This window comes from Thalassospira australica (genome assembly GCF_000763295.1).
GTDB lineage: Bacteria > Pseudomonadota > Alphaproteobacteria > Rhodospirillales > Thalassospiraceae > Thalassospira > Thalassospira australica.
This window is the reverse complement of the sequence record NZ_JRJE01000005.1, coordinates 230,462-248,904: the sequence shown is the minus strand read 5'-3', so window position 1 is coordinate 248,904 and position 18,443 is coordinate 230,462. Positions and strand designations below refer to the sequence as shown.

Sequence of the window (18,443 nt, the reverse complement as noted above, 5' to 3'; positions counted from 1 at the left end):
GCTCTGTTAGGGTTTGAAACTTTAACGCGCATAATACGATTAAATTTTGCATTTCTCAAGCAGGAAGGTATCCGCATGGCTAGTTGCATCGGGCCGATGGGGCGAATTTGCTCCTGATCAGGTGCGCAGGATTGTAAATTCCGGCCCAACATTAGCGATATTGGTTCGTTCCGTTGACAGATGGCAGACAGGGTTCTATCTGTGATCGGGCTCCGGCTTATATCGGGGCTCATAGTGTCTTATTCATTTGTTCAGGAACGTATTAATGCTCGGCGCCATTGCCCGGAAAATTTTCGGTTCAGCTAACGATCGTGAAGTCAAAGCCCTGCGGGCCACGGTCGAGCAAATCAATGCCCTGGAACCCGAAGTCGAAAAGCTGTCTGATGATGAACTGCGCGCCCGCACCGACTGGCTGCGCGAACGTCTCAAGAATGGCGAAACTCTGACTGATATCCTTCCTGATACCTTTGCCACCATCCGCGAGGCATCCAAGCGTGTGCGCGGCGAGCGTCACTATGACGTACAGCTTCTGGGCGGCATGGTACTGACGTCCGGCAAAATCGCCGAGATGAAAACCGGTGAAGGTAAAACCCTTGTTTCCACCCTGCCGGTGTATCTGAACGCGCTTGAAGGCAAGGGTGTTCACGTGGTCACGGTCAACGACTATCTTGCAAGCCGTGATGCGGAATGGATGGGCGAGGTTTATGGTTTCCTTGGTTTGACTGTCGGTGTGATCATGCATGGCATGACCGATGATCAGCGCCGGGCGGCCTATGCCTGCGACATTACCTATGCGACCAATAACGAGCTGGGCTTTGATTATCTGCGCGATAACATGAAGTTCCGCCTTGAAGACATGGTGCAGCGCCCGTTCAATTTTGCGATCGTCGATGAAGTCGACTCGATCCTGATTGACGAAGCCCGTACCCCGCTGATCATTTCCGGCCCGGCCGAAGACAGCTCAGAGCTGTATCGCGCGATTGACGCGCTGATCCCCAAACTGGTCGAAGAAGACTATGAAAAGGACGAAAAAGCACGTGCCGTTACCCTGACCGAAGAGGGTACCGAACATGCCGAACAGCTTTTGATGGAAATGGAAATCCTGACCGAAGGCACGCTTTATGACGTTGCCAACGTTCACCTTGTCCATCACGTCAATCAGGCGCTGCGTGCGCACAAGCTGTTCCAGAAAGACACCGACTACATCGTCAAGGACGACAAGGTTGTCATCATTGATGAATTTACCGGTCGTATGATGGAAGGCCGTCGTTATTCCGATGGTTTGCATCAGGCGCTGGAAGCCAAGGAAAAGGTCAAGATCCAGAACGAAAACCAGACCCTGGCATCTATCACCTTCCAGAACTATTTCCGTCTCTATCCGACTTTGGCCGGTATGACCGGTACGGCAATGACCGAGGCCGAGGAATTCGAGGAAATCTACAGCCTTCAGGTTGTCGAAATCCCGACCCATCGCCCGATTGCCCGTATCGATGCAGATGACGAGATTTACCGTACGGCCCATGAAAAATGGGTGGCGATTTCCGAACAGCTTGAAGATTGCCACAAGCGCGGCCAACCGGCCCTTGTCGGCACGGTCTCGATTGAAAAATCGGAAATTCTTTCGGACCTTCTGAAAAAGAAGAAAGTCCCGCACGAAGTTCTCAACGCCAAGCAGCATGAACGCGAAGCATTGATCGTGGCCCAGGCCGGTGCGCCGGGCGCGATCACGATTGCCACCAACATGGCCGGTCGTGGTACCGACATTAAACTTGGCGGTAACGTTGAGATGCGCGTCGAACATGAACTGGCTGATGTGACTGACGAAGCTAAACGCGCAGCTGCAATCGAAAAGATCAAAGCCGAAGTCAAAGCCGATCAGGAAAAGGTTCTGGCTGCGGGTGGTCTGTTTGTCATTGGTACGGAACGTCACGAATCACGTCGCGTGGATAACCAGTTGCGTGGTCGATCCGGCCGTCAGGGTGACCCGGGTGGATCAAAGTTCTATCTGTCGCTTGAAGATGACCTGATGCGTATCTTCGGCTCTGAGCGCATGGACAGCATGCTCCAGAAGCTGGGTCTGCAGGAAGGTGAAGCGATTTACCATCCGTGGATCAACAAGGCGCTGGAAAAGGCACAGCAGAAGGTCGAGGCGCGTAACTTCGACATTCGTAAGAACGTGCTTAAGTTTGACGATGTCATGAATGATCAGCGTAAGGTCGTTTATGAGCAACGCCGTGATTTGATGCAGGCAAAACATGTTGCCGAAGACGTCGCCGATATGCGTGCTGAAGTCATCGAAGACATGGTCGAAAAATACTGCCCGGCCAAGGTTTATCCGGAACAGTGGGAAACCGACAGCCTGCACGAGGAAGTCACCCGTCTCCTGGGAATTGACCTGCCGATCAAGGATTGGGTCAAGGAAGAGGGGATTGATCAGGAAGTCATGCGGGAGCGCATTGAAAAGGCCGCTGACGAAAAAATGGCTGCCAAGGTTGCCAATTATGGTGCCGATATCATGCGCCAGGTTGAAAAAAGCCTTGTGCTTCAGCTTCTTGACCAGTCGTGGAAAGAGCACCTTCTGGCACTTGACCATCTGCGTCAGGGGATTGGTCTGCGCGCCTATGGTCAGCGCGACCCGCTGAATGAATTCAAGCGTGAAGCGTTTAACATGTTTGAAGCGATGCTGGTCAGCTTGCGTGAACGTGTGACCCAGATGTTGTCACATGTTGAACTGCAGTCGACCCCGAAGCCCGAAGACCTTGAAGCGCGTCGTCCGCAACAGGAAATGCGCGAAAATCGTGATGAACTTGAAAGTGCCGAACAAGGCGCTGACAGTGCCACGGTTCAGTCGCGTCAGGCATCAAACAATGTCGATGCCAACGATCCATCCACTTGGGGCCGTGTGGCACGCAATCAGGCCTGCCCTTGTGGTTCCGGCAAGAAATACAAACATTGCCACGGTCAGTTGACCTGATCCTGAAGGGCATGGTTGAAATGAAAAACGCGCTTTCATCGGAAAGCGCGTTTTTTGTTGATCATTGCTGCGCGGTTAACCGTGATGTTGGATGCCGGTTTTCAAGAAACTGTTTGACCGGTTCGAGAACCGCTTTGTCCGTCGTTAAATAAAACCCAAGCGCAATCAGCGTTCCGGCGTGCCCGGCTTCGTCAATTTCAATCAGTTGCGCGGTTGGGGCCAGTTCTGCAAGCCTGCGCGAATTGCGCGGGAAAACAGTGTGGTCACGTGTTCCGGTAACAAGCAAAAGCGGCGGCATATGGGCCAGATCCATCTCGACCGGTTGGCTTTGATGGGCAGGTGTTTCGCCAAAGGCGTCTTGGGTTGCGGTCACATCATAGGGATGAAAATCATAAGGCCCCGACAGGCCGATGATCCCGCTGATGTGCGTGGCATCAAGCCCGACATCACGCAAATACCGTTGGTCAGCCACAACCTGCACGGCGTTATAGGCACCCGCTGAATGGCCTGCCAGTATCACTGGTCCGGTTTTGATATGGTCTGGGTTGGTATCTGCATAATCCTTCATGCGGGCGATGGCGGATGCCGTGTCCGTGATGAAAGCCGGGAAATGGATGTCAGGCACCAAACGGTAATCCGGGATGGCAACCGCATAGCCAAGTTCAGTGAACCGTTTGGCGACAAAGGCATATTTGGCCTTGTCCCCCGAATCCCATGATCCGCCATAAATCCAGATCAAAAGCGGGGCCGGTTGCATCGATTTGTCGGGCAGATAAAGATCCAGAACCTGTCGGTCATCCGCACCATAGGAAAGGTCGATCACATCGGGTTTGGTATCGCCCGCCTGCCAATGATTATAGGCCCCAAGCTTGTCACAGCCCGCAAGCATGAAAACAGCGATGAAAGAATTGGCCGTAACGCCCAAAAATCGGTGTGGGAACGCATTTCGGCGGCGACGTGCAGGTTTGACAGGCGGCATTCAGGTGGCCTTTGTTATGGCAGAACTTTTTGATTTCTTCTGTACGTGATCTGTTGGCGGGCAGTTTGATATTTTCTGTGCTTGGCGAAGGTTTGATGGCGCGATAAAACAGTGCCATGACAATACAACAACCAGATAAAGGCTGCATGTCGATTGACCTGCGCCAAGGCAAAACGCCAGATAAAACTGTTTTCGTCAGCGCGGTTGCGCTGGTTGACGTCGATCATCGTGTGCTGATTGCGCAGCGCCCGGAAGGCAAGTCGATGGCAGGCCTTTGGGAGTTCCCCGGCGGCAAGGTCGAAGCCGGTGAAACTCCGGAAATGGCGCTGGTGCGTGAGCTCAAGGAAGAGCTTGGCATCGACATTACCGAAAGCTGTCTGGCACCCTTTACGTTCGCCTCATTTACCTATGATGACTTCCATCTGATGATGCCACTTTATCTGTGCCGCGTCTGGAAAGGGGAAATTACCCCGATGGAAGGCCAAAAGGTCAAATGGGTGCGCCCGGTGCGTTTGGGCGATTATCCGATGCCGCCTGCCGATGTGCCGCTTGTGGCAATGTTGCGCGATTTCCTGTGAGCCATTCCCCATTTGGGGCCGTATGGACGCGGGAAGAAACGTTTGAGTGAAGTTGTGGGGTTATAATGTCTGATCCGGTCCGCGCCTGTCTGATTATCATCGGCAATGAAATCCTGTCTGGCCGTACGCATGACAAGAATCTGCCCTATCTGGCAGAAGAACTGAACAAGCTTGGCGTGCGTCTGGCGGAAACCCGCGTTATTCCCGATATCGAAGACACCATCATTGCCACGCTTAATGAGTGCCGGGCAAAATTCGATTACGTCTTTACCACCGGCGGGATCGGCCCGACCCATGACGACATCACATCTGAATGTGTTGCCAGGGCATTCGGGGTGCCGATCGAACTCAATGCCGATGCGCATGAACTGCTCAAAAGTCATTACGAAAACCCCGAAGACCTGAACGAAGCCCGTTTGCGTATGGCCCATGTCCCGGTCGGGGCGGAATTGATCCAGAACCCGATTTCCAAGGCGCCGGGTTTTCGCATGGAAAATGTCTATGTCATGGCTGGCGTGCCCATGATCATGCAGGCCATGTTCCAGGGCATCAAACATCAACTGATCGGCGGAAAGCCGATGGTATCGCGGTCTGTAGGGGGCTATATCCCCGAAGGAACGATTGCCAGGGTGTTGGCCGAAATTCAGGGGGATTTTCCGGCAACCGATATCGGATCCTACCCGTTCCTGCGCGAAGGCAAGCTGGGCACGACGCTGGTGGTGCGCGGTGAAAACCCCGATGACGTCAATCAGGCCTCAGAACGCATTCGCACCGCCATCACCGATGGTGGTCGTGACGTGATCGAAGATACCGGCGCTGTCTGATCACGGGAACCTTCCGGCCCCGCCATTGCGTTTGATCAAGGAATTTGGTGGCAACGGCGTCTAGAATTGTTCTGACCTTGTGAGGGAAAGAACATGACGAAGCCAGACCGCAAATCCAAAAACGACACATCAGATGAGGTCCGCAACAGTCAGGCTGCGCGTGAGGCGCGTTCGATTGTGCGTTTTATGATTGAACATACCGCCTATGGCGGTGTCGGCGCGCTGGTGTTTGGCGCACTGGTGCTGTTTTTTGATATTGGCGGGATTTACAGCCTTGCCACAGCATCACGCGATGCGCCGATCTTTATCTTTTTGCTGTTTTTTGGCCTGTTTATCACTTTCGGCGGGATCAGCCTTGGCATCGGTATCATGACGTTGGGCGGTTTTTCCGATGATGACCGTTATCGTGATGAACGCACCCGCAACCGCGATTCCGGTGACGATAGATAAATCAAATACCGAACCCGGATGCCTTTTGTGCCCTTTAACCGGGGTTTCAGCTGTGATCTGCGCCAGATTTCTTCGTCATCATGCGCGCAACCAGCATACCGATAATCCAACCGACCAGCGGGACGATAAAGATATAATCAAACAAGGGGTGGTTTGAATCCCCACCCGATGCCGCGAGAATGAAACCCACCCAGCCTGCGGTCAGCAAGTAACCAATGATCTTGAAATAAGCCCTGGTCGACAGCCCTTTCTTTTTGGGCTGTTCGTTGGGAGTGTTTGGTCCGCTTTCTTGGCCAGACATCATGAATTCCTTGCGCTTGAGAACAAATAATTGATGTTGCGAGATCAGCGTTCGAGTGTCAGCGCATCAGGATCAATGCGTTCCTGCCAACCTTCGCGCACCAGTTCGGGGACAACGTGGTCTTCTTCGGGATAGCCGATGCACAGATATGCGATCAAACGCCAGTGTTCGGGCACATCAAGGGTTCTGCCAACCACATCGGGTTCAAGGATCGAAACCCAGCCAACGCCGATGCCTTTGACACGTGCGGCAAGCCACAGCAGCTGCACCGCCGCCACGGCAGAATAATCAAGCATTTCAGGCATGGTTTTGCGCCCAAGACCCATGCCGGCTTCCGTTTCCTCGTCGGCAAATACGGCAAGCTGTATCGGGGCCTGATCCATGCCCTGCAATTTCAGCGATGCATAAAGCTTGGCCCGTTCGCCGTGATAATCATTAAGCGCTTCGGTATTCGCGCGTTCAAAACTGTCGCGGATGGATTTGCGCCGTTTTGGGTCATTGACCTTTACAAAGCGCCATGGCTGACAATTGCCGACAGACGGGGCAAGGCAGGCTTCCTTGATCAAATCATCAATGTCGTCTTGCGGGATCGGGTCGGTCCGAAAGCGCCGCACGTCGCGCCGCCACAGCAGAAGATCAATGAACTGCTTCTGAAAGGTGTGATCAAAGACCGGCGGTGTCGGTTCATCGTTGGATGTGACAGTGCGTGTCTCAAGATCGGGCTTGGTCATGGCGCAAACCTGCTGGAATTTTCGTTATGGTTTAAGCCTACTCGTCACAGACTCCTGCGCCAATAGCAAGATGTAAATGCCGCCCGTTTTAACGCGATGGTCTGGATTTTCTTTGGTTCCTTGGTGTCATTCAATCCGCGTTGCTTTTGATCTGTGCCTCAAAACGGGAAATCGATGGTCACCAGGCTTGAGAATTCCCCTTGCTGGACCTCGTAGCTGAATGTTCGGCGCATTTCCAACCTTAGTTGTCCGGGGATTTGTCCCCAATCGTGGGTGAGCCCACCGCCAAGCTCCAGATACTGGTTGGTGCTTTCGGTCATGACATGCGGATTGACCGTGCCCCAGTTGCCGGGCAGATCACGCGTTACGTTGATTTCCGAACGCACACCTTCGAGTATGGATGTATCGGTTGCCGTTTCGCGAAAGCCACGCATCTCGATGTTGAAACCAAGCGGGGTATAGGCATATTCACTGCCAACAAAATAGCGCGACACCCCACTGCGCCCGAAGTTCTGGTTCATCATCGCGATTGTTTCATCGCGCCCGGAAAAAGGTGTGAACGCATGGGTTTGGTTACCCAAGTGCAATCGCATTTCTGCCGTGCCATCAAAGGTTTGTGTATGGGCGATGCTGTCGGCAATCCGATCGCCATTTACCGCACGGGCAGAGGCGAAATATTCCCGCGCCGTAATCATATCCCCATCAAGCGAAACCGATAGCGGAATGAAACCCAGTTCGTAGTGTGAACCAAAGCCGATGCTGCTTGATACAGTGTGGCTATCACGTGTACGGGCATAGGCCAGATTATCGGGGACTTCGCCGGTCGCGGATTGATGGATGTCGCTTTGACCGAAGCTTAGGCTGCCACGCAGGTTCAGCCAGTCTGTCATGCGCGCCACCAAATAGGGTGTAACAGACAGGCTGGTTTCGCGAAATCGTAACTGATGGGCGCCGATCGTGCCTTCTGTATTGCCCCAGCCAACGCCAAGGCCGACAACCAAACCATCATCAAGCATATAGTCGACCCCGCTATCAATCGATAGCGTGTCACCGCCAAGTTGCGGATCGTATCCGCCCTCCGAGATATGATTGCTTAGCGACGTCTGATTGCCCGAAACCCAGATGCTCAGTGGTGCGTTTGGGCCGCGGGCCTGAAAAGGAAAGGTTCCTGCCGCACTATCAAAATCAATTTGACCAGCTAGCGAGCTAAGCGCTTCGCGGCCGCTGTATGTTCCGGCGGCGCCGCCAAACTGCAATCCATCCGGCGCACTTGGTAGCTGTGCAGTATTGAGGAAAAATGGCGTGATTTTTGTGTCGTAAAGATCATCATCCATTTTGTTATACAGGCGGTTCATATGCCGAAGCCTGTTTTCCGAACGGTTGATGGTTTCGCTACGCAAAACGGGTGCATCCGGACGTACGTGTTGGTCGCGGGCGAATGCCTGCGGGATCACCATGGCCGTATATATCTCGCGGCGATGTGCAATGGCTGTGGCCGCAAGACAAGTCGCGGCAATCAGGACTGTTTGCAAGTGCCGGTGCATGAAACTGCGCGCATGTCGGTTGTGAATTGACGGCCATGTTGCCGCAAAAACATGCAGGCATTGTGGAGAAACACGGGCAATCCTGCCGCAATGTCGGCGCAAACTTCCAGTCAAGCTGATGGTATTGGGGAAAACGACAATAGAATGTTGCGTCGAAAACAAACCCACGCTAGAACCCTTTTTTACCGGTACAAAACCGGTAACGGCACGATCTGCGGGCGTGGCGAAATTGGTAAACGCAGCGGACTTAAAATCCGTCAGCCCTAAGGCTTTGCCGGTTCAAGTCCGGCCGCCCGCACCATTCCACTTTTGCGATCAGCAACCTTGTCGGTGTTGATCGGCACGGAATGGCCTGATTCTGCCATTAAATTACCCGTTTCCCATTTTAAAACTTCATGCATCGTCCTCCTGTTCTGTGTTCAGAACAGATGGGGCATGGTTGTTAACGACCCAAATCAGGAGACTGAGCATGATCCATTTGATCGCCTTTGGCGTGATTGCGGTTGCCGCACTCGCCGTGAGCTAAGCTTTATCGGTTTTAATCAGTAGAAGGCACGATTTGCCATATGATCGGGGTGGGTTTTCATCGATCAATTGGTGATGCAGATAAGGTGCGTCTGGTTCGATCCCGGTATTTTCCAAACACGGTGCCATTGCCATTATCAAGGCCGCATCCGCACCAACCTGATGATGAGATGCGCATCTTGATCTGAATATGTGCGTGTTAATTACCTGCGCTGTGATGAAAAGCACATTGGGATTGGGTTTACCGGATTTAAATCGGTTGCGACTAGAAGCAAGATACGCTGCTATTTGCGTCCGATGATGAAAGAGATCCGGTGAATATGATCGAGAATGAACAGGACGAAGGTCCACGCAAGAAAGAACGGATCGGCAAATACGTCGCCCCCGAAGAGCGTGCCGCCAATATCGTCAAACAACTCGATGATTTTCTGCGTAAAGGTCCACGCAAAGGGTTGAAATATTCCCGTTGGCAGCAATTGGCATGGTATGAAATCGTTGACGAGATCAAACGTGCCGAAACCGCCCAGAAAAATCAGGATACCCTGACCAAATCAGCCTTCCTGAGCCTTGCCATCGGGTTTGGTACTGTTGGCTTCTGGGGGTTGGTTTTGATGGCGGGAAATGGCCTTGGCGGGATCGCTGCCGGGGTGATCGTTGTCGCCGGTCTGGTGATCTGGCGGGCGATGGCCAAAGCCAAGTGGTTTAAATAAGTCTGTCGGGCAAAGAGCGAAATGAACAAGGACGCAGCAGAAACACTGGCCATTCGTGCGATTGCCCATATCGCTGGTGATGATGAGTTGTTGCAAGGATTGGTCGCACAAACCGGCATGGGGCTTGATGATCTCAAGGCCGGGATCGGATCAAACGAAGTGCAGCTTGGTGCCCTTGAATTCCTGCTCTCGCATGAGCCGTTCCTGATGCGGTTTGTCGAAGATTCCGATTACAGCCCCGAAGACCCGGCGCGCGCGCAAATTGTTTTATCCGGCGGTCCTGTCTGGCAGGACTAAACAGCGATCTGAGCCTAGGCTGGGCGCAGTAAGGGTGGTTTGCCCGCAATCTCTGGGCGTGGGTCTGTGCGCAGCAATCCGTAAACCACAGAGTCGCGGATGCCGATATGGGTTTCCCATTCGCCGCGCAAAACCCCTTCGCGTGTGAACCCCAGTTTTTCAAATGTCCTGAGCGACGCATGATTGTCCGGATCAACATCGGCAAAGACCCGGCGTGCTTTTGTGGTGGCAAACAGGTCATCTATGGCGGCGGAAAGTCCGCGCGCGGCATAATTCTGGCCCCGTGCCTTGGGGCTGATCATGCAGGCGGCTTCCCAGATATCCTTGTCGCGTCCGGTGTTATAAAGCGCAATGCGTCCAATCGCCGGGCCCTTGGGCTGTTCACAAACCACCCAGGACGTGTTTTCAAGCCCCTTTGTCCATGATTTCAATATGGCCGTGGTGGTTTCGATGTCGGGGAAAGCCGGATCGGGAAGCCACAGGCAGCAGGTCGGATCGCCAAAAATCACGTGCAGGTCCGGGCCATCAGCCACCGGATCAAGAGGGCGCAGAAACATGGCAGCAGGTTCTTTGTTTTCGTCAGCGTTAATTGAAGAAGGGCAGGGCCGCAGTATCATAGACATAGATCCAGACAAGCAGCGCGCCCCCCAAAAGAATGCGATAAATGGCAAATGGGGTGAAGCTGGATCGTTTCAGCCAACTCATCAGAACCGCGATGGCAATCAGGGCGGTTACAAAGGAAAGGCCCGCCGCCAGAAGAATCTCCTGATTAAGCTGAATATTACCTGCCTGATGCAAGTCGATACCTGCCAACAGGCCAGCCCCAAGAATAACCGGGATAGACATCAGCATGGAAAACTGTGCTGCGTCTGAGCGCTCATATCCCATGAATCGGGCGGCGGTCATGGTAATGCCTGACCGGCTGGTTCCCGGAATAAGGGCAAGGACCTGTGCCAGACCGATAAACAGCGCGCCGCCCCAGCGCATATGTTCAAGGCGGTTGATCGTCATGCCGACCTTGTCAGCAATCCAAAGCAGGATGCCAAAGCCAAGGGTGGCCCATGCGATGATCTCGATTGAGCGCAGCTGTTCCTCGATTCCCGATACCTTCAGGTAGAATCCAACCGCAATAACCGGAATTGTTGCCAGAACAATATGGATTGCCAGTCGGGCACCCGCGTTGATTCGCCCGGTTAACAGCCGAACGAATCCACCAAGCATGGCGAAAACATCACGCCAGAAATAGATCAAAACAGCAGCCAGCGTGCCAACATGCACTGCGACATCTACCAACAAACCCTGATCGGGGCTGCCGGTGATGGCGGGGGCCAGGACCAGATGGCCAGATGAGCTGATCGGAAGAAATTCTGTGATCCCCTGAACGATCGCCAGAAGAATTATGTGCTGTAGAGTCACGCCAGCCTCTGTGCCTGTTCGCTGCAAAAACTCATCGCTTATAGCAGTTTAGCCCATTTTGACGAAACGCATTAATAGTACCATTATGGTACTAATGAAACAATATTACAGAGGGGTGCAACCCGAACCCGGGAAAGACCGGAAAATTTGTCAGGGTATTTAGGTCAGTAATATTGACCTAGCTTGCATTTTCTGCTGGATTCTTGCGTATGTGCCACGTATATAAAGCGAAACCCGCAACATAAAACCCTTCCAGAGGGCCGTCATGACAGAAAAGATGCTGAAGTTTGTTCATCTCGAACAAAAATATCCGCACAAAAGAGAAGCTTCCGAACGCCGTACCGATTTTGATGAAATTTACGAGCCGTTCGAGGACGACAAGGCCGCTGACCAGGCGTCGCGCTGCTCTCAGTGTGGTGTGCCATTCTGCCAGGCACATTGCCCGCTTTATAATAACATCCCCGATTGGCTCAGCTTGACGACCCAGGGTCGTATGGAAGAAGCGTATGCCATTTCGGCGGCGACGAATAACATGCCTGAAGTCACGGGTCGTATTTGCCCGCAGGATCGTCTCTGTGAAGGCAACTGCGTGATCGAGCAGTCGACCCATGGCGCTGTTACCATCGGCTCTGTCGAAAAATACATCACCGATACCGCTTTTGAAAAAGGCTGGGTAAAGCCGCCAAAGCCGACCAAGGAAAACGGCATGTCGGTTGGCATCATCGGCGGTGGTCCCGGTGGCATGGCCGCAGCAGAGCAACTGCGCCTTAAGGGATATGAAGTTCATATCTATGACCGTTATGACCGCATCGGCGGGCTTCTGGTTTATGGTATTCCGGGCTTCAAGCTTGAAAAAGATGTGGTTGAACGCCGCGTGAAGCTTCTCGAAGACGGTGGTGTTATTATGCACACCGAATTTGAAGTTGGCCGCGATGCCACCCTTGAAGAACTCCGTAAAAAACATGACAGCGTTCTGATCGCGACCGGCGTTTACAAGGCCCGCGATCTGAAACTGCCTGGTGCGGGCCTGGAAAATGTCTATCCGGCGCTTGAATATCTGACCACGTCCAACCGTCATGGTCTTGGCGACACTGTTCCGGCTTATGAAGACGGAACGCTCAATGCCAAGGACAAGAATGTCGTGGTTATTGGCGGTGGTGATACCGCCATGGACTGTGTCCGTACCGCGATCCGTCAGGGTGCGAAATCGGTCAAATGTCTTTATCGTCGTGACCGTGCCAACATGCCGGGTTCCCAGCGTGAAGTGGCCAATGCCGAGGAAGAAGGCGTTGAATTCGTCTGGCTGACCAACCCCGAAGCATTCGTGGGTGATGACAAGGTAACCGGTGTACGTGCGGTCAAGATGCGCCTTGGCGCCCCGGATGCCGGTGGCCGTCAGAGCCCGGAAATCATCGAAGGGTCAAGCTACACCATGGATGCCGACATGGTCATTCTGGCGCTTGGTTTTGAACCCGAAGACCTGCCGACCCTGTTTGATGCACCGGAACTGGGCGTGTCGCGTTGGGGCACGGTCAAAATCGACTTCCGCACCATGATGACCAATCTGGATGGCGTGTTTGCTGCGGGTGATATTGCCCGTGGTGCGTCGCTTGTGGTCTGGGCAATTCGCGATGGCCGTGATGCGGCTGACCGGATTGATGAATATTTGCTGGCGCGCAAAGAAGCTGCCGCTTAAGTCCGCTGCCGCATTAGGAGAGAGAGTTATGAACAAGATCGTTCACAGCAAGGGCGCTATGGATATCGCCCGTTTTGAAAAGAACGCGGCTCATCTTGAAGCCAGCGGAATGTATGATCCGGCAGAAGAACACGCCAACTGCGGTGTGGGTTTGGTCGGTGCCATTGATGGCAAGCCGCGTCGCGAAGTGGTCGAAGCCGGTATCGAGGCCCTTAAGGCCATCTGGCACCGTGGTGCTGTGGATGCTGATGGCAAAACCGGCGATGGCGCAGGTATCCACCTGCAGATCCCGCAGGACTTCTTTAAGGCCTACCTTAAGGTCATCAATCAGGAAGCCCCCGATAGCCTGATCGCTGTCGGCCAGGTCTTCCTGCCGCGTATCGATATGGCCGCACAGGAACGTTGCCGTGCGATTGTCGAAACCGAAATCCTTAAACAGGGTTATGGTATTCTCGGCTGGCGTCAGGTGCCGGTTGATGTGTCCGTCATTGGTGAAAAAGCAAACCAGACCCGCCCGGAAATCGAACAGGTCCTGATTGGTGTGCGCGATGACGTGAACGAGGAAAAGTTCGAAGTCGATCTTTACGCCATTCGCCGTCGCATCGAAAAAGCGGTTCTGGCCGAAGCGATCAAGGATTTCTACATCTGTTCGATGTCGTGCCGTTCGGTAATCTACAAGGGCATGTTCCTTGCCGAAGATGTCGATACCTTCTATCCGGATTTGCGCGACGAACGGTTCATTTCGAACTTCTGCGTCTATCATCAGCGTTATTCGACCAACACCTTCCCAAGCTGGCCGTTGGCACAGCCGTTCCGTGTTCTGGCCCACAACGGCGAGATCAACACGCTGCGCGGTAACGTCAACTGGATGAAAAGCCACGAAGCGCGCATGGCGCACGACGCCTATGCTGACAGCATTGATGATCTTAAGCCGGTCATTCAGCCGGGATCGTCTGACTCGGCGGCTTTGGATGCTGTATTCGAATTGATGGTGCGTGCCGGTCGTGACCTGCCGATGGTGAAAACCATGATGGTGCCCGAAGCCTGGTCGAAAAAGGCATCCACGCCAGACAGCTATAAAAACCTTTATGCCTATTGCAATGCGGTGATGGAACCGTGGGATGGCCCGGCAGCCCTTGCGGCCTATGGCGGCGAGTGGCTGATGGGCGGTACGGACCGTAACGGTCTGCGTCCGCTGCGCTATGCGGTGACCGGCAATGGTCTTTTGATTGCCGGTTCCGAAGCAGGCATGGTTCATATCGACGAGGAACGCTGCGTTGAAAAAGGCCGCCTCGGCCCGGGGCAGATGATTGCGGTCAACCTTGCCGAAGGCAAACTGTTCCATGACGGGGAACTGAAAGACAAGCTTGCCAACCGTCGTGACTGGTCGAAATGGGTTGGTCGCACCAAGGTGCTTGATGACCTGATTTCACCGGAACATTCCGAACCGTCGCACATCGAAAAAGAACGTCTGCTGCGGTTGCAGAAATCGATGGGCCTGACCCATGAGGACCTTGAACTGATCCTTCATCCGATGGGCGAAGACGGCAAGGAAGCCATTGGCTCGATGGGCGATGATACCCCGCTTGCGATCTTGTCTGATCGTTATCGTGGTTTGCATCACTTCTTCCGTCAGAACTTCTCGCAGGTGACCAACCCGCCGATCGATTCCCTTCGTGAAGCGCGCGTCATGAGCCTGAAAACCCGTCTGGGCAACCTTGGCAACGTCCTTGATGAAGACGAAAGCCAGTGTGATCTGCTTCAGCTTGAAAGTCCGGTTCTGACCAACGCCGAATATGACGCCATGCGCGGCTATATGGGCGACAGTGCGGTCGAGATCGACACCACATTTGATATCAACGGTGGCAAGCTGGCGTTGCGCGAAGCAATTTCGCGTATCCAGCGCGAAGCCGAAGAAGCTGTACGCGGTGGTGCCCTGCACATTATTCTGACCGACGAGGCAATCAGCGAAGAACGTGCCGCGATCCCTATGATCCTTGCGACCGGTGGTGTTCACAGCCATCTCGTCAAGACGTCACTGCGGACCTATATCTCGCTTAATGTTCGTTCGGCTGAATGCATGGATGTGCATTACTTTGCCGTTCTGATCGGTGTGGGCGCGACCACGGTCAACGCCTATCTCGCACAGGAAGGTCTGCTGGATCGTTATGCGCGTGGCCTGTTCCCGAATGTGAGCAGCACCGCAGAAGTCATGCAGCGCTTCAAGGCTGCTATTGATGCCGGCCTGCTCAAGATCATGTCGAAAATGGGCATCTCGATCATCAGTTCCTATCGTGGTGGCTATAACTTCGAAAGTATCGGCCTGTCGCGGTCCCTGGTGGCGGAATTCTTCCCGGGCATGCCGTCGCGCATTTCGGGGATTGGCCTTCAGGGCATTCAGCGTCGCTGCATCGCCCAGCACAAAGAAGCGTTTAACGGCAATGTCGTGACCCTTCCGGTTGGCGGGCTTTACAAATATCGCCGCAGTGGTGAACGCCATGTCTGGACCGGTCCGCTGATCCATACGCTGCAGTCGTCGGTCACCACCGGCAGCTATAATTCATTCAAGAAATTCTCCGATGGTCTGCGCTCGCGCGAGCCGCTGCATCTGCGTGATCTTCTTGATTTCCGTTCTGACCGTAAAGGTGTTCGTCAGGATCAGGTCGAAAGCATCACCGAAATCCGCAAGCGTTTCGTAACCCCGGGCATGTCGCATGGCGCGCTTTCGACCGAGGCACACGAAGCCTTGGCGATTGCCATGAACCGCATCGGTGCGAAATCGAACTCCGGTGAAGGCGGTGAGTCGCGTGAACGTTTCCGTCCGCGTGCAAACGGTGACAATGCGCGTTCCTCGATCAAGCAGGTCGCATCGGGTCGTTTCGGTGTGACGGCGGAATATCTCAACAACTGTGAAGAAATTCAGATCAAGGTCGCCCAGGGTGCAAAACCGGGTGAAGGTGGTCAGTTGCCGGGCTTTAAAGTCACGGTCGAGATTGCCCAACTGCGTCATGCGACGCCGGGTGTCACCCTGATTTCACCGCCGCCGCACCATGACATCTATTCGATCGAAGATTTGGCCCAGTTGATCTATGACCTCAAACAGATCAACCCGCGTTGCCGCGTCTGCGTCAAGCTGGTGTCACGTTCGGGTGTCGGTACGATTGCGGCCGGTGTTGCCAAGGCAAAAGCCGACGTGATCCTGATTTCCGGGTATGATGGTGGCACGGGTGCAAGCCCGCAGACCTCGATCAAATATGCCGGTGTTCCGTGGGAAATGGGCCTGTCGGAAGTCAATCAGGTGCTCACACTCAACAACCTGCGTGACAAGGTCAAACTGCGTGTTGATGGCGGTTTCAAAACCGGCCGTGACATTGTCATGGGGGCGATGCTTGGTGCCGAGGAATTCGGTATCGGCACGGCATCCCTGATCGCACTTGGCTGCATCATGGTCCGTCAGTGTCACTCCAACACCTGCCCGGTGGGTGTCTGTACCCAGGATCCGGCGCTGCGTGCCAAGTTCGTTGGTACGGCAGACAAACTGGTCAACCTGTTCACCTTCATGGCCGAGGAAGTCAAAGACGTTCTGGCCGAACTTGGTTACACCAAACTTGAAGAGGTCATCGGGCGTTCCGATCTGCTTCAGCAGGTTCACCGTGGCGCCAAGGACCTTGTTGACCTTGATTTGAACCCGCTTCTGGCACAGGCCGATGCCGGTGATCATGCACGCTTCTGCACCATCGAAGGGCGCAACGAAGTGCCCGATACCCTTGATGCCCAGATGATCAAGGATGCCCGTCCGCTTCTTGAAGACGGCGAAAAGATGCAGTTGCAGTACAACATCCAGAACACCCAGCGTGCGATTGGCACCCGGATGTCGTCCCTGATCACGCAGAAATACGGCATGACCGGCCTGAAACCGGGGCATCTGCATGTCCGTTTGCGTGGCTCTGCGGGGCAGTCGCTTGGTGCCTTTGCCGTGCAGGGGCTTAAACTTGAAGTACAGGGCGATGCCAACGACTATGTCGGCAAGGGCCTGTCGGGCGGTACGATTGTTCTGCGTCCGCGGCCTTCAAGCCCGCTTAAGACCAACGAAAACACCATCATCGGCAACACCATTTTGTATGGTGCGACGGCAGGCAAACTGTTTGCCGCAGGTCAGGCCGGTGAACGGTTCTGTGTCCGTAACTCCGGGGCGACCGTTGTTGTCGAAGGCTGTGGCTCAAACGGTTGTGAATATATGACCGGTGGTACGGCCGTTATCCTTGGTTCGGTTGGTGAGAACTTCGGTGCAGGCATGACCGGTGGCATGGCGTTCATCTATGACGTTAATGGCACGTTCGAAAATGTCGTCAATGACGGCTCCATCCTGTACCAGCGCATTGAAACCCAGCATTGGGACGAACATTGCCGCTCCTTGATTGAAGAGCATGTTGCGGAAACCGAAAGTGGTTTTGCACGCACCATCCTTGATAACTGGGATCGTGAACGCGGCAACTTCTGGCAGATCGTGCCGAAGGAAATCGTCGACAAGCTGGAACATCCTATTCGCTCGGTGAGCGAAGACCAGGCAACTGCGTGATCTGATCACGCTTTTGCGCAAGCTCCCTTGTCCAACACACCTGGACAAATTAACTCGCCCCGTACTTCGGTACGGGGCACTTTTCTTTGTCGCAGGTGATGGGATGACAGGGGGCGAAGAAGGCGGGTCGATTCGGCCCGCCTTTTCTTTTGCGATGGGCCGATCTTTTGCGATGCAACCTAATCGGAATAGACTCTAGGTTTTACAAAACGATATTCAGATAGGTGCCACGCCGCGCATTATGGTCGATTTGATCGGTTGCGATCAGATTGCGCAGGCGGGCAAGTTGGGACGCGATGAAACTGTCCGATGACGGCTGATCGGAATTCGCACCAACGCGGCCACGCGACGCTATCCCGCCTTGCGGGCGGTTGCGTGCATCCTGAAGCCCGGTATGGGAGGAGCCTGTGCCAATTCTGTTGGTGGTCATCTTGCCATCCACGTTTTATGCCAATCGGCAGATTATCATGTGAACGATAAATTGTCATGACCGTGCTTGGCCTAAAGGATGAGCGCGCATTTCAGACAGAAAAAAGGGTGGTCACTTGACCACCCCCGGAGGAAGCTAACGAGAGGGAAAATCACGTTAGGATATTAACTTTGGTGCCACGGTTGCCGCTGGTTTCAAGCGGCTGGTGTTCTGTCACGATTGAACCGATGACTTTTGCCAGACCGGTCGCCTTGTTGATCGCGCCTTCTGCGGCTGCGAATGGGAGCGACGGACTTGCACCACCGTTTGGCGTAATCGCCTCATTGACGGCCTGTGCCGCTGAACCAAGTCCTGAACCTTGAACCGAACCGATCATCCTGACCTCATCACATTCCTGATGGAGAACTAC

General features: G+C 54.0%; 16 protein-coding genes and 1 tRNA gene. 9 read left to right on the top strand and 8 right to left on the bottom strand.

Annotated elements, in window-relative coordinates:
- Positions 1-265 precede the first annotated feature (265 nt).
- The gene (gene secA / locus JF44_RS0105345) at positions 266-2,974 is read left to right on the top strand and encodes a preprotein translocase subunit SecA (protein ID WP_033067902.1); all 2,709 of its coding nucleotides are present in this window, start codon (positions 266-268) and stop codon (positions 2,972-2,974) included.
- 61 nt (positions 2,975-3,035) lie between these two features.
- Here secA and JF44_RS0105340 read toward each other — a convergent pair whose 3' ends face one another.
- Complete coding sequence (locus JF44_RS0105340; RefSeq protein ID WP_052065455.1) at positions 3,036-3,953, bottom strand: alpha/beta hydrolase; 918 nt, start codon at positions 3,951-3,953, stop codon at positions 3,036-3,038.
- 146 nt (positions 3,954-4,099) lie between these two features.
- On the opposite strand from JF44_RS0105340, the gene mutT reads away from it, so the two are divergent.
- The 3 genes from mutT to JF44_RS19860 all read left to right on the top strand — a co-directional run bounded on the left by mutT (position 4,100) and on the right by JF44_RS19860 (position 5,805).
- Positions 4,100-4,531, top strand: coding sequence for an 8-oxo-dGTP diphosphatase MutT (gene mutT, locus JF44_RS0105335; protein WP_033067901.1), 432 nt, complete (start codon positions 4,100-4,102; stop codon positions 4,529-4,531).
- Positions 4,532-4,596: 65 nt separating this feature from the next.
- Positions 4,597-5,355 carry a competence/damage-inducible protein A gene (locus tag JF44_RS0105330; protein WP_033067900.1) on the top strand — a complete coding sequence of 253 codons (759 nt, stop codon included), beginning with the start codon at positions 4,597-4,599 and terminating at the stop codon, positions 5,353-5,355.
- A gap of 93 nt (positions 5,356-5,448) precedes the next feature.
- Positions 5,449-5,805 carry a hypothetical protein gene (locus JF44_RS19860; RefSeq protein WP_052065453.1) on the top strand — a complete coding sequence of 119 codons (357 nt, stop codon included), beginning with the start codon at positions 5,449-5,451 and terminating at the stop codon, positions 5,803-5,805.
- A 46-nt stretch (positions 5,806-5,851) separates the two neighbouring features.
- On the opposite strand, the gene JF44_RS0105320 is transcribed toward JF44_RS19860, so the two are convergent.
- From JF44_RS0105320 to JF44_RS0105310, 3 genes are all read right to left on the bottom strand, one after another.
- Entirely contained in the window at positions 5,852-6,106 is a 255-nt protein-coding gene (locus JF44_RS0105320; protein WP_033067959.1) for a hypothetical protein, read from the bottom strand.
- Positions 6,107-6,150: 44 nt separating this feature from the next.
- Positions 6,151-6,837: a 5,6-dimethylbenzimidazole synthase gene (gene bluB, locus JF44_RS0105315; RefSeq protein ID WP_033067899.1), complete on the bottom strand. Its 687-nt coding sequence runs from the start codon at positions 6,835-6,837 to the stop codon at positions 6,151-6,153.
- A gap of 158 nt (positions 6,838-6,995) precedes the next feature.
- On the bottom strand, positions 6,996-8,381 hold the full coding sequence (locus tag JF44_RS0105310) for an autotransporter domain-containing protein (RefSeq protein ID WP_238318379.1): 1,386 nt from the start codon (positions 8,379-8,381) through the stop codon (positions 6,996-6,998).
- A 214-nt stretch (positions 8,382-8,595) separates the two neighbouring features.
- Between JF44_RS0105310 and JF44_RS0105305 the strand changes: the two genes are divergently transcribed.
- From JF44_RS0105305 to JF44_RS0105295, 3 genes are all read left to right on the top strand, one after another.
- Positions 8,596-8,682 (top strand) — tRNA-Leu (locus JF44_RS0105305).
- Positions 8,683-9,226: 544 nt separating this feature from the next.
- The gene (locus JF44_RS0105300; RefSeq protein WP_033067898.1) at positions 9,227-9,616 is read left to right on the top strand and encodes a hypothetical protein; all 390 of its coding nucleotides are present in this window, start codon (positions 9,227-9,229) and stop codon (positions 9,614-9,616) included.
- 21 nt (positions 9,617-9,637) lie between these two features.
- A complete protein-coding gene (locus tag JF44_RS0105295) occupies positions 9,638-9,913 on the top strand; it encodes a DUF3572 domain-containing protein (RefSeq protein ID WP_033067897.1) in 276 nt (91 codons plus the stop codon).
- Positions 9,914-9,927: 14 nt separating this feature from the next.
- Here the strand turns inward: JF44_RS0105295 and JF44_RS0105290 are convergent, their stop codons facing one another.
- Both JF44_RS0105290 and JF44_RS0105285 read right to left on the bottom strand, forming a co-directional pair.
- Complete coding sequence (locus tag JF44_RS0105290; protein ID WP_033067896.1) at positions 9,928-10,470, bottom strand: GNAT family N-acetyltransferase; 543 nt, start codon at positions 10,468-10,470, stop codon at positions 9,928-9,930.
- Between the two features lie 28 nt (positions 10,471-10,498).
- Complete coding sequence (locus tag JF44_RS0105285) at positions 10,499-11,329, bottom strand: undecaprenyl-diphosphate phosphatase (RefSeq protein WP_033067895.1); 831 nt, start codon at positions 11,327-11,329, stop codon at positions 10,499-10,501.
- A 265-nt stretch (positions 11,330-11,594) separates the two neighbouring features.
- Between JF44_RS0105285 and JF44_RS0105280 the strand changes: the two genes are divergently transcribed.
- Both JF44_RS0105280 and gltB read left to right on the top strand, forming a co-directional pair.
- Positions 11,595-13,025, top strand: a complete 1,431-nt coding sequence (locus JF44_RS0105280; protein ID WP_033067894.1) for an NAD(P)-dependent oxidoreductase — start codon at positions 11,595-11,597, stop codon at positions 13,023-13,025.
- A gap of 28 nt (positions 13,026-13,053) precedes the next feature.
- Positions 13,054-17,604 (top strand): glutamate synthase large subunit, encoded by a 4,551-nt coding sequence (gltB, locus tag JF44_RS0105275; RefSeq protein ID WP_033067893.1) that lies wholly within the window; start codon positions 13,054-13,056, stop codon positions 17,602-17,604.
- A gap of 202 nt (positions 17,605-17,806) precedes the next feature.
- On the opposite strand, the gene JF44_RS0105270 is transcribed toward gltB, so the two are convergent.
- Together JF44_RS0105270 and JF44_RS0105265 are read right to left on the bottom strand one after the other, a co-directional pair.
- Positions 17,807-18,034 carry a hypothetical protein gene (locus tag JF44_RS0105270; protein ID WP_033067957.1) on the bottom strand — a complete coding sequence of 76 codons (228 nt, stop codon included), beginning with the start codon at positions 18,032-18,034 and terminating at the stop codon, positions 17,807-17,809.
- Positions 18,035-18,185: 151 nt separating this feature from the next.
- Positions 18,186-18,410, bottom strand: coding sequence for a hypothetical protein (locus JF44_RS0105265; RefSeq protein WP_033067892.1), 225 nt, complete (start codon positions 18,408-18,410; stop codon positions 18,186-18,188).
- Positions 18,411-18,443 lie beyond the last annotated feature (33 nt).